The following is a 23,131-nucleotide window of genomic DNA, read 5'->3' as shown; positions in this document are numbered from 1 at the left end:
TGAGACGCAAAAAACCGTCCAGATTGCGCTTGCACCCCCCGGCGTTTGCCCTTAGACACCGCGCCACGCCACGAGGCGCACCGACGCAACCTAGCGTGGACGCTTCGAAAGGCACACCGGCGCTGCTGTAGCTCAGAGGTAGAGCACTCCCTTGGTAAGGGAGAGGTCGAGAGTTCGATTCTCTCCAGCAGCACCATTTACCCCCCAGAGAACAATATTTTTTATGCGGGTGCGCCGCGTGCGCCCGGTAGACGCGCAACAGCAAGACTGCTTCGCCCCATCGCGACGCTCTGAGTGGCTTTGCAACAGCCCGATCAGATGACGCGACGGGAAGAGCGGCCTTGCCGCGCCTTCCCGCACCTCTTTCGCCTTTAGGCGTACCCGAGTCGCTCACACATCTCCGCAAAGCTCGCCGTCTTGCCGGCGACCGTCCAACGGAACACCTGCGTCAGCACGTCCTCGCTCACCTCGCCCAGATCGAGCCCCTCAAGCTGGTTGCGATGCGAGGCGCGACGCACCTCAGCCCCGTTGAAGTGACTTAGAGTGGCGCCATCCGGCACATCAAACGACTCGCGGAAGTAGTCCTCTTCGGACACCAGCCGCTCCATTTGCAAAAACTCGCAGCCCGCCTCGAGCGCCTCGAGGTTGAATTGCATCACATGCGACATCGCCGCGGCAAAGGCGGCGTTCGGAAAGCTTCGCGGAATCGGCAGCTTGGCAATCAGATGCTCGTCGATGGTGGTGATCTTGCGGTGACTGATCTCGTCGCCCTGCAAGGTCTTTCTCACCCACCATGCATAACACGAGCGGACATGCTTGATCGGGTCGCGTACGATGATCTTATGCGTCACCCCATTGGCCTCGCAGATCGGGCGCGCCTGCGGGGCACTATATAGACAGTGCACCGCGTAGACCCGTTTGCCGGCCGCCGCGCTCCGCTTCATGTCCGCAACGAACTGCTCGGGCGGCGTATCATCCGCCCCAACGGCACCGCCTTTTGCGAAATTGCGCGTGCCGTGCCGCACCTCCGCCTCCGGGATTTCAGAGAGAATTTCGCTGATCGTATGCGTCGCCGCAAAACCGATGGAATCCGCGAGGATCATCTTGCTGCCCCTGCCCTGTGCTGCCGCTTCCTTGGCATCATGGGTAGCAGGCGCCGGGGCCGGACCCCAGCCGCCCGACGCAGCGCGCGCTGGCGGTGGCGCATGAGGGACACAGACCGTGGGCCGGGCGCAGAACGGGCGACGCGCCAAACACACAAGCGCGCCGCCCGAAAGCTCACTTTGCCGCTTCGCAGCTCAGCCGCGGCGCTCCGGACGACCGGGCACGCCGTCGTCGGCCAGCGCGCGGTTGCGGTATCGCCGGTCCTCGGTCACATCCTCGCCGAACCAATCTGGCGGCGTGAAGGCTTGCGCATCCTCGGCCTTGTCGAACTCCACCTCCACCAGCACCAGCGGTGCCAAAGCGCCTATAAAGACGTCGAGTTCGAACCCGGTCCCGTCAGGCAAAGCGCCGACATAGCGGGTTTTTTCCAGCCGCCGCCCCTCTGTCGCTGGCCAGAGCGCGTCGAACTGCGCGGCGTCGATCTCGACCTCGCGCTCCATCCGGGTCAGCCCGCCATCCGACTTCAGCGTCAGAAAGAACGCTCCGCCTTTCTCGCGCAGGCGCAGTTCCACCGAATCTCCAGCAAGGGTGACATAGCCCTGACGCACCGGCTTGGCTTTTAACTCTTCAAGCACCGGCAGGCGCGCGACGAGGAACTTGCGTTCGATTTCCACGGCGTCAGTTTGCTCGGTCATTTCAGCACCCTTTTTGCCAGCTCGTCATGCAGCGCCGTATAGGCGGCGCTGGCCGCGCTCGAAGGTGCGCTGGCCATCACCGGCGCGCGATGCACGCCCATACGCTCAACGTCCGAGGTGAAAGGGATGCTGGCCTTCATCAGCCGTTTGCCGTGCTCGCCGCGCATCTCGTCCATGGTTTCGCCGTGCAGCGACTTTACCCCCTGCACCATCGAGAAGAAGCCGTGCAGCTTCTTGAGGCTGAGGTCATGCGCGCGGAAGAAGTCCTGCAACTGCTCGAAGGTGCGCTGCGACAGCGTGGTCGGTATCACCGGCACGACGATCGCATCCGAGGCGCGAAACACGTTCTCCGAAAGCGTCGAGATGTTCGGCGGGCAATCGAGCAAGATCACATCGTAGTCGCCCTTCACCGCCTTCAGCGCCTTTTTCAGACGCGAGCGCGAATTGCGCATCCGCGCGAGGAACACGTCGAAATCGCGGAAGGTCATATTGGCGGGCAGGATGTCGAGATTGTCAAAATCGCTGCCACGGATCGCCTTGGTGAAACGTTGCACATCCTCGAAGAACTTCGCCTCCGTCAGCTTTTTCGACGGCTTGACGCGGAAGTAGAAACTCGACGCGCCCTGCGGGTCGAGATCACACAGCAGGACCCGGCGACCGCCCTGCGCAAGCGCATAGGCAAGGTTCACCGAGGTTGCGGTCTTTCCGACGCCCCCTTTGTTGGAATAGCAGGCGATGATCTTCATGTCTTTCCTCCGTGAAACAGATCGCGGAACGTCTTTTGGGTTTCAGGGCTGTTGAACGTCGCGAAGCTGCCGACGACCTTGGCACGCTCGGACAGCTGTCGCTCGTGCAGCACGAGGATCAGCGCACCGACGCTCTGCGCCACTTTGAGATTGCCGCGCGCACCGCTTTCTTCGAGACCAGTAAGGAAGTCGACAAGGCTGCCTTGCTGCACCGAATAGTCGTTGAACAGGCCAAGGTTGTCCTGCAGGCGTTTCAGCGGCTTGATCAATTTCTTGAACGGGCCCGCGGGGAACAGCGGCGCGAAGAACTCCATGAGATAGCGCAGTTTTTTGCAATGAATGCGCAACTCGTGCACCTCATGATCCGGCGTCGCGTCGTCGATCGCCTCGGCGATGGTGCAGATCTTGCGGTAGCGCTTCCAGATCAGCTTGCAGGCGAAATCATAGGCTGGAAGGTCGGCGCGTGCGCCGCGTTGCAGCGCCTTGCGCTTGTCGAACAGCTTGCCAAGCGCGGCGATCTCTTTGCGGTAGGCAGCGCTGCGCAGGTGTTTTGCCAGCCCGGCCTGCGCACCCGCACGCTCCTCGGCGAAAAGCGTGAACATGCGGTCGAGCCCATCGTGCAGGTTCTCGGGCAGCATCGCGTAATAGGCGTCTTTCTCGAGCAGATAGACGTCGAGATCGCGCAAACGTCCTGTCGGCGCCATCAACGCCGAGAAACGTGCCTTCAACTCTGCGGTCTGTGCCTCCGCGTAGACTCCCTTGAAAAGACTCAGGACCGAGCGGATCTTGCGCAGCGCGATCCGGTAGTCGTGCAAGAACTCGGTGTCGTCATCGGCAATGACGCCAGCCTCATTGGCGCGCGCCACGGGCATATAGGCGGCGATAATGTCGTTCGCGGCATCAAAGGCCTCTTCATCCCCTGCAAGTGCGACCTCGGGCTTGGCCACATAGGCCTCGTGCCCCGGGAACAGCAGGCTGTAAAGCGCGCCCTGCTCCAAAGCTGCACCGCCCATCGCCGCGATCAGCGCACGCAGCCGGACCAGCGCCTTGTCGTAGCCGCGCAGGCCTTGCAGCCGGGCGATCGTCACGCAGCCCCCCTCGGTCGCGTCGAGAACCCAGAGCAGCGCGCGCGCCTGCGTTTTTTCCTCATCATCGAGCAGCGCCAGTTCGCCCCGGCGCAATTCGCCCGCACCCACCGGCAGCAGGCAGCGCAGCGGCGAGATATCGGACAGGGCGTGCTTTACCGCGCCTTCGGAGAACTCCGCGACAAAGCGCGCACCACCCGCCGCGGACTGACCCAGCACCCGCCCCTGGGGCTGCAGCAATTCGAACTGCTCGGACACCTCGATCAGCACACGACCGGTCAGGCGCAAGTCCTGATCGAACGTGTCCCGGATCAGGAACGGGCTGCTCGCATCCTGCCAGCTGATCGACGGTGTAAGGCCGCCCAGATCAGCAACATCGGCGAGCGATGCCACATCGGTGGCGGCATTTGGGAGGAGGTAGAAGGAAACCTCGCTTTGCGTCATTTGGACTTCTTTCCGGTCTTGCTCAGGTAATCCTCGATCAGCGTCTCGACGATCTTCTGAACGCTGCGATCCTCTTCGATGGCGCGGATCTTCAGCGCCTTGAGCGTCTTGCTATTCAGCCGCAGGGACGTGTTCTTCTTCTCGTCCTTTGGCTTGCTATCCTTGGTCTTTGGCATGGTTCTTACCCATAAATCATGACGTCATGATTTCACTCATGACCAGCGGGCGCAACGCGATTTTTTTCAAGCGGTGTCGCGGCAACAAAAGCGCGGCAATGACACACGGCTCGCCAAGCCGTGATCGCCGCACGTCACACGCGTGACACCTTTCGACCAAAGGGTTACACAGACGCCTTGGCTGACATAGGAGATGCAGACCATGCGGAACCTTGTAGTATTTTTCGGGCTGGTGCTTGCCGCCGCCGGTCCGGCCTCCGCGCAAAGTGACAAGGCGGCACGCTGTGAAAATTCCGCCAAAATGGTCATGGAAGCAGTGCAGGCGCGTAAGGACGGCATTTCGCAAAGGCGCACCGAACGCGAATTGCGCCGGGCGATAGATCGCGACTCGGGCGCGATGCTGGCGGAGTGGATCTATTCGCTCCCCGAGAACCAACTGACGCTCGACGTGGGCCGCACCTGGGAACAGCAGTGCCTCTCACAGTAAGGTCGCGCTGACGTCGCTGACAAAGCCCCCGCGTCGCCCTTCCGGACGGCGCGGGCATCGGCTATCTGACATAAACATGAAAGCGCGTGCCGAGCCGCATGGACTCGGCCTTCCTCTGCATTGATACTCCGAGCATGAGTCTACCACCCGGCTTCCTTGACGAATTGCGCACCCGCACGAGCCTGAGCCAGGTCGTCGGCCGCAAGGTCATGTGGGACACCCGCAAGTCCAATCAGGGCAAAGGCGACATGTGGGCGCCCTGCCCGTTCCATCAGGAAAAGTCGGCGTCGTTCCACGTGGATGACCGCAAGGGCTTTTACTACTGCTTCGGCTGCCACGCGAAGGGCGACGCGATCTCTTTCGTGCGCGAGAGCGAGAATGTCGACTTCATGGAAGCGGTCGAGATTCTCGCCCGCGAGGCCGGGATGCAGATGCCCGCGCGCGACCCGCAGGCCGCGCAGAAGGCCGACCGCCGCAGCCAACTGGCCGAGGTTATGGAACAGGCGGTGCGGTTCTTTCGCATGCAGTTGCGCACCGGCGCCGCATCCGAGGCCCGCGCCTACCTCGACCGGCGCGGACTGACGCAGCCGGTGCAGGATCGCTTTGAGCTTGGGTTCGCGCCCGAGGGCTGGCAGCACCTGTGGGATCACCTGCGCGGTCAGGGTGTGTCCGAAGACCTGATCATGGCGGCCGGGCTCGCCAAGGCCTCGCAGAAGGGCCGCGCACCCTATGACGTGTTCCGCAACCGCATCATGTTCCCGATCCGCGACGGCCGCGGCCGCGCCATCGCCTTTGGCGGGCGGGCGATGGATCCCCGCGACAACGCAAAATATCTCAACTCGCCCGAGACCGAGCTTTTCGACAAGGGCCGCAACCTCTACAACCATGCCCCTGCGCGCGAGGCGGCGGGCAAGGGCCAGCCGCTGATCGTCGCCGAAGGCTATATGGACGTGATCGCGCTCAGCGAGGCCGGATTCGAGGCGGCGGTGGCCCCCTTGGGCACGGCGGTGACCGAGCATCAGCTGGCGCTTCTGTGGCGCATCGCCGACGAGCCGGTGATCGCGCTTGACGGCGACAAGGCCGGCCTGCGCGCTGCCTATCGGGTGATCGACACGGCCATGCCACTGCTTGTGCCCGGCAAGGGGCTGCGCTTTGCCATCATGCCCGAAGGACAGGACCCGGACGATCTATTGCGCGCCAAAGGCCCGCAGGCGGTCCGAGAGGTGCTCGATCAGGCGCAGCCGATGGTGCAACTGCTGTGGCGGCGCGAGACCGAGGACAAGGTGTTCGACAGCCCCGAACGCAAGGCGGCGCTGGACGCGACGCTGCGCGCGGCGATCAAACGCATCCAGCACCCCGATCTGCGCCACCACTACGGCAACGAGATCAAGGAACTGCGCTGGCAGCTCTTCCGCTCGAAGCGGAGCAACGATGGCGGCACCTGGGGCGGCAAATCCAACCAGCGCAGCCCGTTCCGCAGCGGTCAGCGCAATCAGCGCTGGGGTCAGGCGGTGACCATCGCACCCAGCGCCTCGGCAAAGTCCTCGCTGCTGGTGTCGGCCGGTGAGACCGCCGAGACCCGCCTACGCGAGAACGTCATCCTCGCCGTGCTGCTGCGCTACCCCTCGCTGCTGCCGGAGTTCGAAACCCAGCTCGAGACATTGCCCTGCACAGACCCTGACCATGCGGCCTTGCGCGACCTGTTCCTGACCGCCGGAGCGACCGACCCGGACATGCTTCATGAAGATGCGGCGCACAGAATCGGACCCGAGGCTCTTGATTCCCTGCTCGGGGCACGCCATGTGGCAGTCGTACCCTGCTTGCGACAGATCGGTGACATCGAACTTGCCCGCCTTACGGTGGCCGAGGAATTCGCCAAGATCGCCGCGCAGGCAGGACTCGTGGCCGAACTCGCCGAGGCGCTGGAGGATATGGAGAGCCTAGCGGATGAGGCCCTGACCTGGAGGCTGGGACAGGCGGCACAGGCGCGAAATCAGGCGGTTATGAACCGGTCTGAAGACGAGGTGGAATTCGAAACCGGGGCGAACGGCGCCCGGATGGACAAAGAAGAGCGCAGCGCTTTCGACGCGTTGCTACAACAGATTCGCTTTTCCAAGGGTCAGAACTAGATGACCATTTAGGGAAACTGGAGGAAAAACGGGTACACGGGTGGCCGAATCATTTGATTCCCCCCATGATTCGTAGACACGAATCACTTCACTTGCGCGAGTGCCGGCCAGAACCGGCCCCTCCCTTTGACGGAGCACTTCATGGCAGCCAAAGACAACGACGACGCCAAGCCGGAAACTCAGGACGACGCACATAGCCTCGACATGAGCCAGGCCGCGGTCAAGAAGATGATCGCCGAGGCGCGCGAGCGTGGCTTTATCACCTATGACCAGCTGAACCAGGTTCTGCCCCCCGATCAGGTCAGTTCGGACCAGATCGAAGACGTGATGTCGATGCTCTCGGAAATGGGCATCCAAGTCACCGAAGAGGATGAGGAAGCCGAGGAAGACGCGGAAAAGAACAAGGGCTCGACCGATCTGATCGACGCCTCCAAGGGGCGTGACGTCGCGCTGTCCTCGGGCGGCTCCGAAAAGCTCGACCGCACCGATGACCCCGTGCGCATGTACCTGCGCGAGATGGGCTCGGTGGAGCTGCTGTCGCGCGAGGGCGAGATCGCCATCGCCAAGCGCATCGAGGCCGGTCGCAACACGATGATCGCGGGCCTCTGCGAAAGCCCTCTGACCTTTCAGGCGATCACCATCTGGCGCGAGGAACTTCTCGGCGAAGAGATTCTGCTGCGCGATGTGATCGACCTCGAGGCGACCTTCGGCAACCAGCTCGACGAAGACGGCGAACTGGACGCGCCGGTGGTGGACCCCTCCGCAGGTGCTGCAGCGGGCGCCGCCGGTGGCGAAGCCGCCCAGAAACCGAAAAGCACCGAGCCCGAGCTTGACGCCGACGGCAACCCGATCCGCAAGGATGAAGACGAGGACGAGGACGATCAGGCCAACATGTCTCTGGCCGCGATGGAGACCGCGCTGAAACCGCGCGTGCTCGAAACCCTCGATCTCATCGCCGCCGACTATGAAGCCCTGTCCGAAATGCAGGACGCCCGGATCAGCGCTACGCTGAACGAGGACAACTCCTTCTCGTCCGCCGACGAAGCGCAGTACCAGAAGCTGCGCTCGGAAATCGTCGAGATGGTCAATGGCCTGCATCTGCACAACAACCGCATCGAAGCGCTGATCGACCAGCTTTACGGCATCAACAAGCGCATCATGTCGATCGACAGCTCGATGGTGAAGCTGGCCGACCAGGCCCGCATCAACCGCCGCGAGTTCGTCGCCGAGTACCGTGGCCGCGAGCTTGATCCCAACTGGATGGAGCGCATGGCCCAGAAAGACGGGCGCGGCTGGCAGATGTTCATCGAACGCTTCTCGGATAAAGCCGAGGATCTGCGCGCCGACATGGCGCAGGTCGGCCAGTACGTCGGCCTCGACATCAGCGAGTTCCGCCGCATCGTCCAGCAGGTGCAGAAGGGCGAGAAAGAGGCGCGTCAGGCGAAGAAGGAAATGGTCGAGGCCAACCTGCGCCTCGTGATCTCGATCGCCAAGAAATACACCAACCGCGGCCTGCAGTTCCTCGATCTCATTCAGGAAGGCAATATCGGCCTGATGAAAGCGGTCGACAAGTTCGAATACCGCCGCGGCTATAAATTCTCGACCTACGCAACGTGGTGGATCCGTCAGGCGATAACCCGCTCGATCGCCGACCAGGCGCGCACCATCCGTATCCCGGTGCACATGATCGAGACGATCAACAAGCTGGTCCGCACAGGCCGCCAGATGCTGCACGAGATCGGCCGCGAGCCGACCCCGGAAGAGCTGGCGGAAAAGCTGCAGATGCCGCTCGAGAAGGTCCGCAAGGTGATGAAGATCGCCAAGGAGCCGATCTCGCTCGAAACGCCCATCGGCGACGAGGAAGATTCGCAACTCGGCGATTTCATCGAGGACAAGAACGCCATCCTGCCGCTCGACAGCGCGATTCAGGAGAACCTCAAGGAGACCACCACGCGTGTGCTCTCTTCGCTCACCCCGCGTGAGGAGCGGGTTCTGCGGATGCGCTTCGGCATTGGCATGAACACCGACCACACGCTCGAAGAGGTTGGCCAGCAGTTCTCGGTGACGCGCGAGCGGATCCGTCAGATCGAGGCGAAGGCGCTGCGCAAGCTCAAGCACCCGTCGCGGTCGCGCAAGCTGCGCTCGTTCCTCGACCAGTAAGCGGAGGAAACTGCCATGTCCTTCTGGTCACGTCTCTTCGGCGGCGGCGGTTCCAACACCGGGGCCGCAGCGCAGCCGCAGGCTGAAGCAGTGGAATACAAGGGGTTCGTGATCTTCCCCGAGCCGCAGGCGACCGACGGTCAGTTTCGCATCGCCGCCCGGATCGAGGGCGAGGTGAACGGCGAGGTGAAGGTGCACGAGTTGATCCGTGCCGACGTCATCCGCGACCGCGACGAAGCCGTCGCCGCCTCGCTGCGCAAGGCGCAGCAGATGATCGACGAACAGGGCGCGCGCCTCTTCAACTGAGCACGCTTCTATCAAGATGCAAAACGCCGCCCTCCCGGGCGGCGTTTTTTGTTTGGAGCCGCCAAGGGCTCACGCCTCACAGCCCGTAGTCAGCCACCATCCGCGCCAACCCTGCGTCCAGGCTCACCTGCGGCGCCCAGTCCAACTGCTGGCGCGCGCGGCTGATGTCCAGAACGCTCGACTTCACCTCGAGATCGGAGGGTTTGCTCACCAGATTGAGCCTGCGCCCCGTCGCCGCCTCCATGCGCGCGATCAGCCCCTTGAGCGTCGTGCCCTCCCCCGCACCAAGGTTCAGGCGGGTGATCTGCTCGGGCAGTTCGGCGGCCACCACCTGCGCAACCGCGCGGGTGAAATCGTCCATATGCAGGTAATCGCGCGACGTCTCGCCACTGCCGTAGACGGTGAATTCCGAACCGGTCGCCAGCGCATCCAACAGCAGCCGCATCACGCCCCGCTCGCGCCCCGGCATCGCGGTGCCATAGGGATTGCCGAGCCGCAGCAGCGTCAGCCGGAACCCGTGCTGCGCGGCCAGAAACAGCAGCGCGTTCTCGACCGCCAGCTTGTGCAGCGCATAGTAGCCCTTGGGCTGCGGCTCGCGGGTTTCGGCAATGGGCAGATCTTCGGTGTCGCCGTAAACCGCGGCAGTCGACAGGTAGACCAGATGGCCGCGCCAGCCGCGCGCCAGCAACGACTCTAGGAACTCTGTCTGCGGCTCGGTCACTTCGCGGTTCAGCGCGCCGATGCTGTCAAACCGGCGGCGCGCGTCCGAAAGCCCGGCGCAATGCACGACGGTCGCGGCCTCGTCTCCGGGCGCAAGCCAGCCGGGATGCAGCGCGTCGCTGACCCGCACATGCGGCAACGCCGGGGCCCCCTCGGGCAAGGCGCTGCGCGAGATACCCGTCACCGCATGCCCGTCTGCCTGCAAACGGCACAGGATTTCATAGCCCAGAATGCCCGCACAGCCCGTCACGTAGATGCGCATCACCGCCCCTTATCGTTGTGTCGGTGGCCCGCACTCTGCGCGGCCACCTTTTACGCCTTTGGGATAAAGCTCACCGGCTGCACCGGCAAGGCGCCGCGCGCCCACGATGCCCGCCCCGCCTGTTCGCGCGTTCACGCTTTCGCTGGCGTGGCCCGATCCCCACGAAACCGCGCGAAATCAACCGACAGTCCGCGCAACTTCGCGCAGCGCCTAGCCGCATGGATTCCGCTGCGTTAAGGTACGTGAAAAGTTTCGCGAAAGGACAGTTCATTGCGCCTTCGGCATCATTCCATTGCCCTGAGCCTCGCCCTGAGCACCGCCGCCCTGCCGGCCTCAGCGTTCGAGACGCTCAGCTTTGCGTTTCCCGGTGTGAGCGAGGATCTCCAGACTCAGATCACCAATTTCTCGGCACTGGTGACCACCAAGTCCGAGGGCAAGACCGAAGGCCCCGACGTGATGGCCGCGGCGCTGTCTGACTACGGGATCATCGTCGAAACACTTTACGGCGCGGGCTACTATGGGCCCGAAGTGTCGATCCGCATCGACGGACGCGAGGCCTCGGACATTCCGCTGCTGTCCACCCCGCAGAGCGTGAACCGCGTCGACGTGCTGGTGCGCCCCGGTCCGCGCTTCGAATTCGGGCGTACCGACGTGACGCCGCTCGCCCCCGAAACCGACCTGCCCAGCGACTTCCGCCCCGGCGAGCGCGCCAAGGTGACCACGATCACCGGCGCAGCGCAGGCGGCTGTGGATGGCTGGCGCAACGTCGGCTATCCGAAGGCCGAACTGACCCGGGAGGATGTCACCGCCAACCACGCCGCGCGCCGCGTTGATGTCGACATGGGCGTCACCACCGGGCCGCGCCTGCGCTTCGGCCGGATCGACACAGATGGCTCCAGTTCGGTCCGCACCGCTGCGCAGCGCCGCATCGCGGGCATGCCGACGGGCGAAATCTATGACCCCGAAGAAGTCGAAGACGTGGTCGACCGTCTCACCCGCACCGGAGCCTTTGCCACGGTCACCCTGCGCGAAAGAGACGTGCCGAACCCCGACGGCACGCTCGACTACACGCTCGACGTGGTCGACTCCAAGCCCCGCCGTGTGGGCTTCGGCGCCGAAATCAGCTCGCTCGAGGGCGTGTCGGTCACCGGCTACTGGCTGCACCGAAACATCCTCGGCGGCGCCGAGCGGCTGCGTTTCGATGCCGAGATCACCGACATCACGCCCGAGGGCGAAACGCTCGACTACACGTTGACCGGGCGGCTCGACGTGCCCGCCGCCGTGGGGCCGGACACCAATGCCTACTTCCAGACCGAACTGCAGCACCTGCAGGAGCCGGCCTACGATCTCGACAGCATCGAGCTGACCACCGGCCTTACCCGGCAGGTGACCGACAACCTCTATTCCGAGATCGGCATCGGTTACCTCTACTCGGAAACCACAGACGACCTTGGCGAGCGCACCTTCGAGCTGCTGACCCTGCCGGTCGAAGTGGAATACGACCGCCGCGATGACGAGTTCGATCCGCGCCGCGGCTATTACATCCTTGCCGATGCAACACCCTTCCTGAACTTGGGCGACGATCCCAACGGCGCGCGGCTGTTCGGCGATTTCCGCGGGTACTATGCCTTCGGTGAGCGTCAGCGCACCGTGCTGGCCGGGCGCTTGCAACTGGGCTCGGTACTTGGACCGGACATCGACGAAACCCCGCCGGACTACCTCTTCTACTCGGGCGGTGCCGGCACCGTGCGCGGCCAGCCGTACCAGTCGCTCGACATCGATCTGGGCGACGGAGACTCGATCGGCGGGCGCAGCTTCGCCGGCCTCTCGGGCGAGCTTCGGCAGGACATCGGCGAGAGCCTTGGCGCGGTCCTGTTCTACGACGCCGGCTATGTCGGCCGCGACAGCACCCCCGGCGGCGACGATGGCGAATGGCATGCGGGCGCTGGTGTTGGCGTGCGCTACAAGACCGGGATTGGCCCGCTACGTTTCGACGTGGCCATGCCCGCTGGCGGCGACACCGGCGATGGCGTGCAGATTTACCTCGGCATAGGACAAGCATTTTGACCCTTCTCAAGCGTTTCTCCCTGCTGCTCTTGCTTCCGCTGCTGCTGGTGGCGCCCCCTGCCCACGCACAGGAAGAGGACGAAGACAGCGGCGGCTTTCTTGAGCGGCTGATCGAGGACTCGCTTTCGGGCGCAGGCCGCGACGTGTCGATCTCTGGCTTCCGCGGCGCGCTGAGTTCCGAGGCGACGCTCGAACGCATGACCATCTCGGACGACGAGGGCGTCTGGCTGATCCTCGAAAATGCCACGCTGAACTGGCGCCGCAGCGCGCTGCTGCGCGGCGCCTTGGTGGTCAACGAGCTGAGCGCCGAGCGGCTGGTGGTCGAACGCGCCCCCGCTGCGGGCGAGGAAGCGCCGGCGCCCGAAGCCTCGGGTGATTTCGCCCTGCCCGACCTGCCGGTTTCGGTGAACGTCGGCGAGCTGAGCATCGCCCGCGTGGAACTGGGCGCCTCGTTGCTGGGGGAAGAGGTCGCGCTTGAGGTGCAGGGTTCGGCGCAGCTGGCCGATGGCGAGGGCGAGGCCGACATCTCCGTCAACCGCCTAGACGGGCCACAGGATTCGCTCAGCCTTGCCGGCAGCTACGCCAATGAGACCGGCGCGCTGTCGCTCGATGTCTCGCTGGAAGAGGAAAGCGGCGGCATCGTCACCACCAAGATGGGCCTGCCAGGCGCGCCCTCGCTGACCCTTGCCGTGCAGGGTGACGGCGAGTTGGACGATTTCACCGCCGATCTGCAACTGGCCACCGATGGCGAAGAGCGCCTTGGCGGGCAGGTCACCCTGCTGGGCAACGCCGAAGAGGGCCGCCGGTTCACCGCCGACGTCACCGGCGATCTTCGCCCACTGCTGCCCGAGCAGCACCGCGAGTTCTTTGGCCCCGAACAGACTCTGCAGGTGGCCGGCCTGCAGGGCGCCGACGGTGTGCTTGATCTGGAAACGCTCGACCTGCAAACCGCCATGGTCTCGCTCACCGGCGCGGCGCGCATCGGCGCCGATGGCTGGCCCGAACTGCTGCAACTGGATGGCGAGATCGCCTCGGACGACGGCAGCCCGGTGCGGCTGGCCATGTCGGGTGATGTGACCATGGTGGATCAGGCCACGATCGACCTTGATTTCGATGCCTCGCAGGGCGAGGCCTTCACCCTCGACGTGATCGCACAGGGCATCGACCGCCCCGACATGTCTGTGGAACGCGCCGATATCGCAGGCCGCGGCACCATCCGTCGCAGCGCCGGCAACTCGCTTCCGGGCGGTGTCGAGGCGCAGCTGACCTTCGACGCCACCGGCCTCGACTTCGCCGACGCCTCGATGGCCGACGCTGCGGGCGAAGAGCTGAGGGGCGTCATGCAGATCGACTGGCAGGCGAGCGATCCGCTCTACCTGCGGCAGATCGATTTCAGCGGCGCGGGCCTCGCGCTGGCGGGCGACGTCACCTTCTCGGGCATTGGCAACAGCGGCAATATCATCATCGAGCCCGACCTGCAGATGCGCGCCGAAGACATCGGACGCTTCTCCGGCCTTGCCGGGCGCGACCTCGGCGGCGACGCCAATGTCGCGGTGCAAGGCACGCTGGAGCCCGTGGCCGGACGTTTCGACGTTACCGTCGATGGCCTGACCCGCGATCTCAGAACCGGGGTTGCACAGGCCGATGGACTGCTCGCAGGCGAGGTCGAGCTTTTCGCCTCTGCGGTACGCAACGAGGAAGGCACTGAACTGCGCCGGCTCGACCTGTCGGGCGATGGCATCCGCGCCGAGGCACAGGCGCAGCTGCAGACCGGTGGCAGCACCGGCACCTTCGACATCTCGCTGCCCGACCTTTCGCTCGTCGAGCCCGACATGAGCGGCGCAGCCCAGCTTTCCGGCACGCTTGACGAGACGCCCGAGGCCTACCTGCTCGACTTCACCGGCAGCGCGCCGGGCGGCACCGATCTCGACGGGGTGCTCACTGCCAGCAAGCTCGAAGATGGCAACATCGGCACCATCAGGTTTGAAGGCGATGCCGCGGCCGAGGAGCTTGCCGCCTATGCGCCTCTGGCCGGGCGCCCGCTGGCTGGCGCGGTCGATCTGACCACCGATGTCACCTACACGCTGGACGGCGGCGCCATCGATGCGGTGCTGGACGGCACGGTTGCCAATATCGAGACCGGCATCGAACAGGTCGACGGGCTGCTCACCGGCAGCGTCGATCTCGATGCCTCGGTCAACTACGACAGCGACCGGGCGCTGATCCGCGAGCTGACGGTTGACGGACAAGCCGTGCAACTCAACGCCGAGGGTGAGGTCTATACCGCCGCGCTGCTTGGTGGCACGCCCTCGCCCGATGCCGGGCAGAGCAGTGCCAGCTTCGACATCCGCCTGCCCGACATGTCGCTGATCCAGCCCGGCATCACCGGGCCGCTCGCCGCGACCGGCCGCCTGCAGGAAAGCGACGACAGCTACCGGCTCGACATCGACGCCAATGCCCCCGGCGGCGTGGCGATCAACGGTCTTGCGGAGGCCGGCAAGCAGGCCGACGGCAGCATCAGCACGGTGTCCTTCGATGGCGATGTGGCGGCGGATGATCTCTCGGTCTACGCCGGGCTGGCCAACCGTCCGCTCGCGGGTGCGCTCGATCTGACCGCCGATGTCACCTACGACATGCAAAGTGGCGCCATCGACGCGGTGCTGGATGGCAGCACCCGCGATATCGGCACCGGGATCGCGCAGCTTGATGGGGTGCTGACCGGCACCGTCGATCTCGACGTCTCGGCGGCCTATGACACAGACAGGGTCGACATTCGCCAGCTCGAGGTGAACGGCGAGGCGATCCGCGCCACCGCAGAAGGCGAGATCTATACCGCCGCGCTGGTGGGGGGCACCCCCTCCCCCGATGCAGGCCAAAGCAACGCCAGCTTCGACATCACCCTGCCCGACACGTCGCTGATCCAGTCCGGCGTGACCGGCAGCGCCAATGTGAACGGTCAGTTGCAAGAGACCGATGGCAGCTACCAGCTCGACTTTAGCGCCTCCGGCCCCGGTGAGACCGACGCGCAGGGCCGGGTCACCGCCGAAAAGCTAGACGACGGCAGCATCGGCACGGTGGAGTTCGACGGCAATGCATCGGTGGCCTCTCTGGCAGCCTATGCGCCGCTTGTTGGGCAGCCGTTGTCGGGCGGTGTCAGCTTCGATGGTGACGTGTCCTACAACCTGCCCGACGGCAGCCTTTCGGCCAACGGCCAGCTAAACTCCAGCAATCTTGCGCTTGGCATCCCCACCGCAGACCAGCTTGTCGGCGGAGACGGCAGCGCCACGGTGCAGATCACCCGCGACGCAGACGGTGTGCTGACCATCCAACAGCTCGACGTGCAGACCGGCGAGGTCACCGCCTCGGCCTCCGGCACCTACGGCGGTGACGGATCCAGCATCAGCTACGAGGTCGCCCTGCGCGATCTTGGCTTGATCGTGCCGCAGCTTCCGGGCCGCGCCGCGGCGCAGGGGACGCTGGCAGCCAATGGCGGGCAGTACGACGTGCAGACCGCGCTGACCGCCCCCGGCGGCACGCAGGCGCAGATCGCTGGCAGCATCGCGCAGGATTTCGGCACCGCCGACCTGTCGATCACTGGCAACGCGCCGCTGGCGCTGGCCAATCAGGTCGCCGCGCCAAATCTGCTGAACGGCAACGCCAATATCGACATGCGCCTGAGCGGCCCGCTGGCCGTGAACTCGCTGTCCGGCAATGTCACGGTGAATGGCGCGCAGGTGATCCTGCCCGGCCCCGGTCTGGAACTGACCGGTCTCAACCTCAACGCCAACGTCGGCGGCGGGCAAACCACGCTCACCGCATCGACAGCCCTTGCCACCGGCGGGCGCATCGAGGTCAACGGAACCATCGGCATGAGCGGCAATTACCCCGCCGATCTGGCCATCGCCTTGAACCAGTTGGTGCTGGAAGACCAGCGGCTCTATCAGGTGCAGCTTGGCGGCAACGTGGGCATCTCCGGCCCGCTGCTCACCGGCCCGACGGTCACTGGCGACATCCTCATCGACAACGCCGAGATCCGCATCCCCGAGACCGGCCTTGGCCCGAGCAGCCGGGGCTTCGTCCTTCATCACGTCCAAGAGCCCGCGGGCTCGCGCATCACCCGCGCCCGCGCCGGGCTGCTGGACGAGGGGGAAGAGGCCTCTGGCGGCGGGTCGAGCTATTCGATCCCGCTCGACGTGACGATCCGCGCTCCGCAGCAGATCTTCGTGCGTGGTCGTGGTCTCGACATGGAACTGGGCGGCGCACTGCGCGTCACCGGCACGTCGAACGACATCATCACGCAGGGCCGGTTCGATCTGATCCGCGGTCGTCTCGACATCCTTGGCCAGCGGCTGACGCTGGACACGGCTTCGATGGCGCTGACCGGGGACTTCATCCCGACGCTGGACATCGCTGCCACCTCCGAGGTCGAGAGCACCACCGTCACGGTGAGTATCACCGGGCTAGCCACCTCGCCCGAGGTGGACTTCACCTCCGACCCCTCGCGCCCCGAGGAAGAGGTGCTGGCGCTGCTGCTCTTTGGTCGTGACCTGACCGAGATCTCGGGGTTTCAGGCGCTGCAGATCGCCGCGGCAATCAACACGCTGGCGGGCGGTGGCTCGGGGGCGGTGGACAACTTGCGGCAGGGCTTCGGCCTCGATGATCTGGATGTCACCACCAACGACGAAGGCGAGGCCGGGCTGCGTTTGGGCAAGTACATCTCGGAGAACATTTACACCGACGTGGAGGTGGACTCCGGCGGCGACAGCGCGGTGAACCTGAACATCAAGATCACCCCCAGCCTGAAGGCCAGAGGCAGCGTCACCTCCGACGGTGACAGCACCCTCGGCATGTACTTCGAACGCGACTACTGATCCGTGGAATAGGCCACCGCCGAAACCAAAAAGGGACGCCTGCAGGGCCTCCCTTTGCAATAAATGGTGCTTGGGGCTCGGTGGAAGCGCACACGCAATGACCAACTTCAGCCCGTCCGCGCTCGCTGAAAATGGATCGAAAGTTCACTTGGACGAGTTTTCAGGAAAGAAATTCACTGCCGGGCGAACCAAGCCCATGCATCCGCCGCAATCATCGGCCCGACGTCGGTGTTGATGATGTGACCGTCCTCCTTTGTGGATCATCGCAGACCCACCTTGGCACATCGATGCCGTCGGGGGGCGGTTACATCATCAATGCCCATCCAGCGCAAAAAGCTCCCGTAGGCTTCTTCGGGAGATGCCGTTTAAATTCGCGGTTTGTCCGCAAGCCCATGTTGAACACGAACCACATCGCATACTGCGATGAACTGGCCGCAAGGGCGCGCCATTTTCCCGGCATCACCGGGCAGCAGCGGACTACAGCGCCAGAGCCGCCTTCACCTCGTCCAGCGACACAGCCCCCGGCGCCGCGCCCTCGCGCACCAGCCGCGCCGCCAGCGCGGTGAACCAGTCGTTGCCCGGGGTCGGCACGCCGTGAAGACGCCCCAGAAGCGAGACTTGACCGTTGAGGTAGTCGGTCTCGACCGAGCCCGCGCCCCGCGCGAGGCTCTGCGCGGTCGAACTGCCGACGCGCGTCACGCCCGGCACGTCGACGATCTTCATCTGCGCGTCGCGCGCCTCATCCCCAATCGCCGGATCGGTCCACGCCAGCCCCGCCTTGGCAAAGACCGCTTCGGCCTCGGCCTTCAGCGCCTTTGTAACCTCCTTGCCGTCGACCTCTTCACCGAGCGCAGCCCCGACGATATTGCCGAGGTTCATCAGCAGCTTGCCATGCTTGAAGGTCATCACCTGATCGCGCACTGCCGACGGGAACTCCGCCGCCTCCAGCCGCGCCACCAGCGCCGCATCGGCCGCATCAGAGCCCGACGGGTAGCGCCCCACGTCGAACGAGCCGCAAACCGGCGCGCCATAGCAGACCACTTCGCCCGGTTGCACGAAGTCGGCAGGCAGCATCACCGTGACGCCGTGCACGTTGGGGAAATAGCGCAACGCCAGCCGTTCGTTCTCCACCCCGTTCTGGAAGCAGAAGATGTGCTGCTCCGCCGCCCCCGCCGTGCGCAGTTGCGCCAGCGCCGCCTCGGTGTGCTGGGTTTTCACGCACAGGATGATCACATCATCCTCACGCAGCCCCGCCTCTTGCGGGCTCGCCACGCAGGGAAAATTGGCATGACGCGGCCCGGCCGGGGTGCGCAATGTCAGCCCGCCTGATTTGATCGCCGCAAGCTGCGCGCCGCGCGCGATGCCGATCACATCCTCGCCGGCTTCGGTCAGCGCGACGGCCAGCGTGCCGCCGACCGCGCCGACCCCAAGTATGACGATGCGGCTCATTGTGCGACCTCGGCCAGCGGCAGCCCGCCGATCTGCGCCAACAGCCGGACAATCTCGTCCACGCCCTTGCCGTTCTTGACCTGCGCGAAGACGAAGGGCTTTCCGGCGCGCATCCGGGTGGCGTCGCGCTCCATCACCTCGAGCGAGGCGCCGACATAGGGCGCAAGATCGGTCTTGTTGATGACGAGGATGTCCGACTTGGTGATCGCCGGGCCGCCCTTGCGGGGGATTTCCTCGCCCGCGGCGGTGTCGATCACGTAGATCGTCACGTCGGCCAGCTCCGGCGAGAAGGTGGCCGAGAGGTTGTCGCCGCCGCTTTCGATCAGGATCAGGTCAAGGTCGGGGAAGCTCTCGTTCAGCTCGGCTATGGCGGCGAGGTTGATCGAGGCATCCTCGCGGATCGCCGTGTGCGGACAGCCGCCGGTCTCGACACCCTTGATGCGGTCGAGCGGCAGGATCTGCTGACGCATCAGCTCTTCGGCATCCTCGCGGGTGTAGATGTCGTTGGTCACCACGGCCATGGAAACACGGTCGCGCAGGGCATGGGCGAGCGCTGCGGTGAGGCTGGTCTTGCCGGCGCCCACGGGGCCGCCGAGGCCGACGCGGAGGGGTCCGTTGGGGGAAGTCATGTGGTCTCCGTCAGGTGTCAGGATCTGAAGATACGGGAGTAGAGCGCCTCGTGGCGCTGGCTGGCAATGTCCGACAGTGGGGAAAAGCCGCCGATCTCGTCGAGCGAGGCCTCGGCGGCCTTTGCCGCGAGCGCCTCGCACAGCGGCGAGAGCGCGCGGACCACGCCCTGCCCCTCGGTCTGGCCGAGCGGGATCAGACGGATGCCAGCGGCCGCGAGGTTGGACGCGAAAGCCTGCAGGTAAAGCTGCAGGGCAGGCAGCAAAGGCAGGTCCAGTGCACGCACGGTTTGGCCGACGGCCACGGGATAGGGCGCCGGGAGGATGTCGGCCTGCCAGAGGTCACGCACGGTGGAGGCAAAGGCCTCGCCCTGTTTCACCGTCTCAAGCCGCCGTTCAGCCGAGGGGGTGAGCGCCGTGGCCAGCTCCGCCAGTTCGGCAGCATCTGCCCCCTGCGCCACCTGCGCCAGCATCACAGCGTCGCTCCAGCCCGCGCCATGGCGCAGCACCGCTTCGAGCCAGTCCTGCAACTGAGCCGCGGTGGTGACGCGTCCCTCCTGCACCAATGTCTCGAGCCCGTGCGAATAGGCGAAGGCCCCCACCGGGAAGGAGGGCGAGAAAAGTTGGTGCAGCGTCAGCAGCGGATCAGTGGTCATGCGTGTGCGTGTGGCCGTGGGAATGGGTGTGGCTGTGGCCGTGCCCGTGGTCATGGTCGTGCGCGTGGGAGTGGCTGTGCGCGTGCCCCTCCGGCCCGTGCGAATGGGAATGGTCGTGGCCGTGGGTGCGGCCATGGCCATAGGCCCCGCCCTCGGGTGTGAAGGGCTCGGTCACCTCGTCCACCGTCGCACCGATATGGGCGAGCATGTCGCGGATCACGTGGTCACGCTGGATCAGCAGACGCGCCGCTTCGATCTGGCAGGGGGTGTGGCGATTGCCGATGTGCCACGCCAGACGCGGTAGGTCGGAGCCGCTCACCGCCAGCAGCGGCTCGGCGGCGGCCTCGACGCGCACCTTGCGGCCATCGGTCAGCACGAAGGCATCGCCCGCATCAAGGCTTTCGGTGTGCGCGAGATCGACAAGGAAGCTCTCACCCTGATCGCTCTTGAGCACCTTGCGGCGCAGGAAGCGGTCCTCGTAGGTGAGGGTCACGCTCAATTCGGCCTCGGGCGCGGCACCCTTGCGGGCGATCTCGTGGGCCACGGGCAGTGCAGACGCGGGGGCGGTCGCGGGGGCGGTCATGGGAAGGCTCCGTCGGTCTTCTGGATTGCGCCTGCAACCTCGTCCCAACCGCCGGAAAAGGCAAGGCCACGCGCCGGGTTCTCCGGGGCGTGGCCTTGAGATGCCGAGTTCTGCAGCGCCATGAGGGCGCCGTAGACCTCAGAGGTAGAAGACGTCTTGGAAGACGTGACGCACAATGTCTTCGCGGCGGATGCCACGTGCGGCCAGCTGCTCGTCCGAAAGACGCTGCAGAGCTTCGATCTTGCGCAGGCGCGGGTTCGATTCACCGATCGAGACGAGGCCGTTGCCGATGGCTGCGAAGAAACGCGACAGGAACGGTGCTTGTTCGTTGCGTGCGGTTGCAGTCAGAAATGCCATTTGGAAACCTATCCTAGCTTCAGTGTTGGTTTCCTCCCTTGGCACTCAATTTAGGCCACCCCCCGCGGAACAACAAATGCTGCAACTGCATAACCGTCCTTCAAGCTATGCAGAGATCACAGATAGTTTTGTTACCGAAATCTCCCGCGATACGAAGCAAAATAATTAGGCGCCCATATGAGCGGCGTTTCGCGAACGGTGCGTGGTTAAAATCGTTTAAGACACGGCATTTAACTTCAGGCAGCCATGCGCCGGACGAAAGGCTGCCTAGGATTTTGGCGATTTGCGAAGACGGGTGTTTCGGCTCTGTCATGCGCAAAACGCAGCGCTTGCAGCGGCCATAGGCGCCTGAGTCTCCCCCCGGAAACGGCAAGCGCCGGCCCTCAAAAAGGGCCGGCGCCGTTCGCTCACGCTCCGCCGGGTCGCCGGCGGGCAGGCTGATCAGTAAAGGAAGTAGCGCTGCGCCATCGGCAGTTCCTTCGCTGGCTCGCAGGTCAGCAACTCGCCGTTGGCGCGCACTTCGTAGGTTTCCGGATGCACCTCGACCTCGGGCAGCGCGTCGTTGAGGATCAGGTCCTTTTTGCCGATGCCGCGCGTGTTTTTCACCGCCACCGTCTGTTTCGCGAGGCCCAGCTTGTCGCCAATGCCATCGGCCTGCGCCGCTTCCGACACGAAGATCACCGCCGAGTTCTCGACCGAGCGGCCATAGGCGCCCCACATCGGGCGCGTGTAGACCGGCTGCGGCGTCGGGATCGAGGCATTGGGATCGCCCATCTGCGCGCAGACGATGGTGCCGCCCATCAGCACCATCTCTGGTTTCACCCCAAAGAACGCCGGGTTCCAGAGCACCAGATCGGCGCGCTTGCCCTCTTCGATCGAGCCGATCTGATGGCTGATGCCATGCGCGATGGCCGGGTTGATCGTGTATTTGGCGATGTAGCGGCGGACGCGGAAATTGTCGTTATCGCCCTGTTCCTCGGCCAGCTTGCCGCGCTGCTTCTTCATCTTGTCTGCGGTCTGCCATGTGCGGATGATCACCTCGCCGACGCGGCCCATGGCCTGACTGTCCGATGCGATGATCGAGAAAGCGCCCATGTCGTGCAGGATGTCCTCGGCGGCGATGGTCTCGCGGCGGATGCGGCTTTCGGCAAAGGCCACGTCCTCGGGGATCGACTTGTCGAGGTGGTGGCAGACCATCAGCATGTCGAGGTGTTCCTCGAGCGTGTTGGCGGTGAAAGGCCGCGTTGGGTTGGTCGAGCTGGGCAGCACGAACTCCTCGCCGCAGATCTTGATGATGTCCGGCGCGTGGCCGCCCCCTGCCCCTTCGGTATGGAAGGCGTGGATGGTGCGGCCCTTCATCGCCGCAACGGTGTTCTCGACGAAGCCAGATTCATTGAGCGTGTCGGTGTGGATCATCACCTGCACGTCCCAGTCGTCAGCCACCGACAGGCAGTTGTCGATCGTGCCCGGCGTGGTGCCCCAGTCCTCGTGCAGCTTGAGGCAGCATGCGCCGCCCCGGATCTGCTCTTCCAGCGCCGCGGGCAGCGCGGCGTTGCCCTTGCCCGCGAAGGCGAGGTTCATCGGGAAGGCATCAGCGGCCTGCATCATCCGGCCAAGGTGCCACGGCCCCGGGGTACAGGTGGTCGCCAGCGTGCCATGCGCCGGGCCGGTGCCGCCGCCCAGCATGGTGGTCAGGCCCGAGTGCAGCGCGTCCTCGATCTGCTGCGGGCAGATGTAGTGGATGTGGCTGTCCATGCCGCCGGCGGTGAGGATGCGCCCCTCGCCCGCGATCACCTCGGTGCCGGGGCCGACGATGATGTCGACGCCGGGCTGCGTGTCGGGGTTGCCGGCCTTGCCGATCTTGGCGATGCGCCCGTCTTTCAGGCCGACGTCGGCTTTGTAGATGCCGCTGTGGTCGACGATCAGCGCATTGGTCACCACGGTGTCCACGGCGCCTTCGGCGCGGGTGTATTGCGACTGGCCCATGCCGTCGCGGATCACCTTGCCGCCGCCGAACTTCACCTCTTCACCATAGAGCTCGCCGTTGCCGCCCTGCCCGGCGCCAGCCAGCGATGCGGTCAGGTCGCGTTCGACCTCGATGATCAGGTCGGTGTCGGCGAGGCGCAGCTTGTCACCCGTGGTCGGGCCGAACATGGCGGCATAGTCGCGGCGGGAAATCGTTGCGGGCATGTGGGTCTTCCTCGGATG

General features: G+C 65.0%; 18 protein-coding genes and 1 tRNA gene. 7 read left to right on the top strand and 12 right to left on the bottom strand.

Features of this window, described 5'->3' with window-relative positions:
- Window positions 1-121 precede the first annotated feature (121 nt).
- A tRNA-Thr gene (locus ACXAJT_RS09765) sits at window positions 122-196 on the top strand.
- A gap of 175 nt (window positions 197-371) precedes the next feature.
- Here the strand turns inward: ACXAJT_RS09765 and ACXAJT_RS09760 are convergent.
- The 5 genes from ACXAJT_RS09760 to ACXAJT_RS09740 all read right to left on the bottom strand — a co-directional run bounded on the left by ACXAJT_RS09760 (window position 372) and on the right by ACXAJT_RS09740 (window position 4,250).
- On the bottom strand, window positions 372-1,103 hold the full coding sequence (locus ACXAJT_RS09760; protein WP_475234814.1) for a hypothetical protein: 732 nt from the start codon (window positions 1,101-1,103) through the stop codon (window positions 372-374).
- A gap of 195 nt (window positions 1,104-1,298) precedes the next feature.
- Window positions 1,299-1,799 carry a CYTH domain-containing protein gene (locus ACXAJT_RS09755; RefSeq protein WP_475234813.1) on the bottom strand — a complete coding sequence of 167 codons (501 nt, stop codon included), beginning with the start codon at window positions 1,797-1,799 and terminating at the stop codon, window positions 1,299-1,301.
- Entirely contained in the window at window positions 1,796-2,545 is a 750-nt protein-coding gene (locus ACXAJT_RS09750; protein WP_475234812.1) for a ParA family protein, read from the bottom strand. Before ACXAJT_RS09750 ends, ACXAJT_RS09755 begins: the two co-directional genes overlap by 4 nt.
- Entirely contained in the window at window positions 2,542-4,074 is a 1,533-nt protein-coding gene (locus ACXAJT_RS09745) for a CHAD domain-containing protein (RefSeq protein WP_475234811.1), read from the bottom strand. Before ACXAJT_RS09745 ends, ACXAJT_RS09750 begins: the two co-directional genes overlap by 4 nt.
- Window positions 4,071-4,250, bottom strand: coding sequence for a hypothetical protein (locus ACXAJT_RS09740; RefSeq protein WP_475234810.1), 180 nt, complete (start codon window positions 4,248-4,250; stop codon window positions 4,071-4,073). The genes ACXAJT_RS09745 and ACXAJT_RS09740 overlap by 4 nt, the downstream gene beginning before the upstream one ends.
- A gap of 202 nt (window positions 4,251-4,452) precedes the next feature.
- Here ACXAJT_RS09740 and ACXAJT_RS09735 point away from each other — a divergent pair, with 202 nt between their 5' ends.
- From ACXAJT_RS09735 to ACXAJT_RS09720, 4 genes are all read left to right on the top strand, one after another.
- On the top strand, window positions 4,453-4,737 hold the full coding sequence (locus ACXAJT_RS09735) for a hypothetical protein (RefSeq protein WP_475234809.1): 285 nt from the start codon (window positions 4,453-4,455) through the stop codon (window positions 4,735-4,737).
- Window positions 4,738-4,871: 134 nt separating this feature from the next.
- Window positions 4,872-6,866 carry a DNA primase gene (dnaG, locus tag ACXAJT_RS09730; protein WP_475234807.1) on the top strand — a complete coding sequence of 665 codons (1,995 nt, stop codon included), beginning with the start codon at window positions 4,872-4,874 and terminating at the stop codon, window positions 6,864-6,866.
- Window positions 6,867-7,007: 141 nt separating this feature from the next.
- The gene (gene rpoD / locus ACXAJT_RS09725; protein WP_475234806.1) at window positions 7,008-9,026 is read left to right on the top strand and encodes an RNA polymerase sigma factor RpoD; all 2,019 of its coding nucleotides are present in this window, start codon (window positions 7,008-7,010) and stop codon (window positions 9,024-9,026) included.
- Window positions 9,027-9,041: 15 nt separating this feature from the next.
- On the top strand, window positions 9,042-9,332 hold the full coding sequence (locus ACXAJT_RS09720) for an HlyU family transcriptional regulator (protein WP_475234804.1): 291 nt from the start codon (window positions 9,042-9,044) through the stop codon (window positions 9,330-9,332).
- Window positions 9,333-9,408: 76 nt separating this feature from the next.
- Here the strand turns inward: ACXAJT_RS09720 and ACXAJT_RS09715 are convergent, their stop codons facing one another.
- Complete coding sequence (locus ACXAJT_RS09715) at window positions 9,409-10,314, bottom strand: NAD-dependent epimerase/dehydratase family protein (protein ID WP_475234803.1); 906 nt, start codon at window positions 10,312-10,314, stop codon at window positions 9,409-9,411.
- Window positions 10,315-10,584: 270 nt separating this feature from the next.
- Between ACXAJT_RS09715 and ACXAJT_RS09710 the strand changes: the two genes are divergently transcribed.
- Together ACXAJT_RS09710 and ACXAJT_RS09705 are read left to right on the top strand one after the other, a co-directional pair.
- Window positions 10,585-12,381 carry an autotransporter assembly complex protein TamA gene (locus tag ACXAJT_RS09710; protein ID WP_475234802.1) on the top strand — a complete coding sequence of 599 codons (1,797 nt, stop codon included), beginning with the start codon at window positions 10,585-10,587 and terminating at the stop codon, window positions 12,379-12,381.
- On the top strand, window positions 12,378-17,252 hold the full coding sequence (locus ACXAJT_RS09705; RefSeq protein WP_475234801.1) for a translocation/assembly module TamB domain-containing protein: 4,875 nt from the start codon (window positions 12,378-12,380) through the stop codon (window positions 17,250-17,252). The genes ACXAJT_RS09710 and ACXAJT_RS09705 overlap by 4 nt, the downstream gene beginning before the upstream one ends.
- Window positions 17,253-17,729: 477 nt before the next feature.
- On the opposite strand, the gene ACXAJT_RS09700 is transcribed toward ACXAJT_RS09705, so the two are convergent.
- The 6 genes from ACXAJT_RS09700 to ureC all read right to left on the bottom strand — a co-directional run bounded on the left by ACXAJT_RS09700 (window position 17,730) and on the right by ureC (window position 23,113).
- Entirely contained in the window at window positions 17,730-18,701 is a 972-nt protein-coding gene (locus tag ACXAJT_RS09700; RefSeq protein ID WP_475234799.1) for a ketopantoate reductase family protein, read from the bottom strand.
- Window positions 18,698-19,330: an urease accessory protein UreG gene (gene ureG, locus ACXAJT_RS09695; protein WP_475234798.1), complete on the bottom strand. Its 633-nt coding sequence runs from the start codon at window positions 19,328-19,330 to the stop codon at window positions 18,698-18,700. The genes ACXAJT_RS09700 and ureG overlap by 4 nt, the downstream gene beginning before the upstream one ends.
- Before the next feature lie 17 nt (window positions 19,331-19,347).
- Complete coding sequence (locus ACXAJT_RS09690; protein WP_475234797.1) at window positions 19,348-19,983, bottom strand: urease accessory protein UreF; 636 nt, start codon at window positions 19,981-19,983, stop codon at window positions 19,348-19,350.
- The gene (locus ACXAJT_RS09685) at window positions 19,973-20,566 is read right to left on the bottom strand and encodes an urease accessory protein UreE (protein ID WP_475234796.1); all 594 of its coding nucleotides are present in this window, start codon (window positions 20,564-20,566) and stop codon (window positions 19,973-19,975) included. The genes ACXAJT_RS09690 and ACXAJT_RS09685 overlap by 11 nt, the downstream gene beginning before the upstream one ends.
- Before the next feature lie 138 nt (window positions 20,567-20,704).
- On the bottom strand, window positions 20,705-20,923 hold the full coding sequence (locus tag ACXAJT_RS09680; protein WP_475234795.1) for a DUF1127 domain-containing protein: 219 nt from the start codon (window positions 20,921-20,923) through the stop codon (window positions 20,705-20,707).
- Window positions 20,924-21,364: 441 nt separating this feature from the next.
- A complete protein-coding gene (gene ureC, locus ACXAJT_RS09675) occupies window positions 21,365-23,113 on the bottom strand; it encodes an urease subunit alpha (RefSeq protein WP_475234794.1) in 1,749 nt (582 codons plus the stop codon).
- Window positions 23,114-23,131 lie beyond the last annotated feature (18 nt).

It is taken from the genome of Salipiger sp. ABF4_146 (assembly GCF_056161345.1).
The sequence above is the reverse complement of the archived record's forward strand: the minus strand, read 5'-3'. Positions and strand labels throughout refer to the sequence as shown.

Excerpts from the sequence above, each read along its gene's own strand:
- ACXAJT_RS09685 (WP_475234796.1), bottom strand. The coding sequence starts at position 20,566 with ATGACCGCCCCCGCGACCGCCCCCGCGTCTGCACTGCCCGTGGCCCAC.
- ureC (WP_475234794.1), bottom strand. The coding sequence starts at position 23,113 with ATGCCCGCAACGATTTCCCGCCGCGACTATGCCGCCATGTTCGGCCCG.
- rpoD (WP_475234806.1), top strand. The coding sequence starts at position 7,008 with ATGGCAGCCAAAGACAACGACGACGCCAAGCCGGAAACTCAGGACGAC.
- ACXAJT_RS09735 (WP_475234809.1), top strand. The coding sequence starts at position 4,453 with ATGCGGAACCTTGTAGTATTTTTCGGGCTGGTGCTTGCCGCCGCCGGT.
- ACXAJT_RS09755 (WP_475234813.1), bottom strand. The coding sequence starts at position 1,799 with ATGACCGAGCAAACTGACGCCGTGGAAATCGAACGCAAGTTCCTCGTC.
- ACXAJT_RS09680 (WP_475234795.1), bottom strand. The coding sequence starts at position 20,923 with ATGGCATTTCTGACTGCAACCGCACGCAACGAACAAGCACCGTTCCTG.
- ACXAJT_RS09700 (WP_475234799.1), bottom strand. The coding sequence starts at position 18,701 with ATGAGCCGCATCGTCATACTTGGGGTCGGCGCGGTCGGCGGCACGCTG.
- ACXAJT_RS09720 (WP_475234804.1), top strand. The coding sequence starts at position 9,042 with ATGTCCTTCTGGTCACGTCTCTTCGGCGGCGGCGGTTCCAACACCGGG.
- ACXAJT_RS09715 (WP_475234803.1), bottom strand. The coding sequence starts at position 10,314 with ATGCGCATCTACGTGACGGGCTGTGCGGGCATTCTGGGCTATGAAATC.
- ACXAJT_RS09760 (WP_475234814.1), bottom strand. The coding sequence starts at position 1,103 with ATGATCCTCGCGGATTCCATCGGTTTTGCGGCGACGCATACGATCAGC.
- ACXAJT_RS09745 (WP_475234811.1), bottom strand. The coding sequence starts at position 4,074 with ATGACGCAAAGCGAGGTTTCCTTCTACCTCCTCCCAAATGCCGCCACC.
- ACXAJT_RS09750 (WP_475234812.1), bottom strand. The coding sequence starts at position 2,545 with ATGAAGATCATCGCCTGCTATTCCAACAAAGGGGGCGTCGGAAAGACC.
- ACXAJT_RS09740 (WP_475234810.1), bottom strand. The coding sequence starts at position 4,250 with ATGCCAAAGACCAAGGATAGCAAGCCAAAGGACGAGAAGAAGAACACG.
- ureG (WP_475234798.1), bottom strand. The coding sequence starts at position 19,330 with ATGACTTCCCCCAACGGACCCCTCCGCGTCGGCCTCGGCGGCCCCGTG.
- dnaG (WP_475234807.1), top strand. The coding sequence starts at position 4,872 with ATGAGTCTACCACCCGGCTTCCTTGACGAATTGCGCACCCGCACGAGC.
- ACXAJT_RS09690 (WP_475234797.1), bottom strand. The coding sequence starts at position 19,983 with ATGACCACTGATCCGCTGCTGACGCTGCACCAACTTTTCTCGCCCTCC.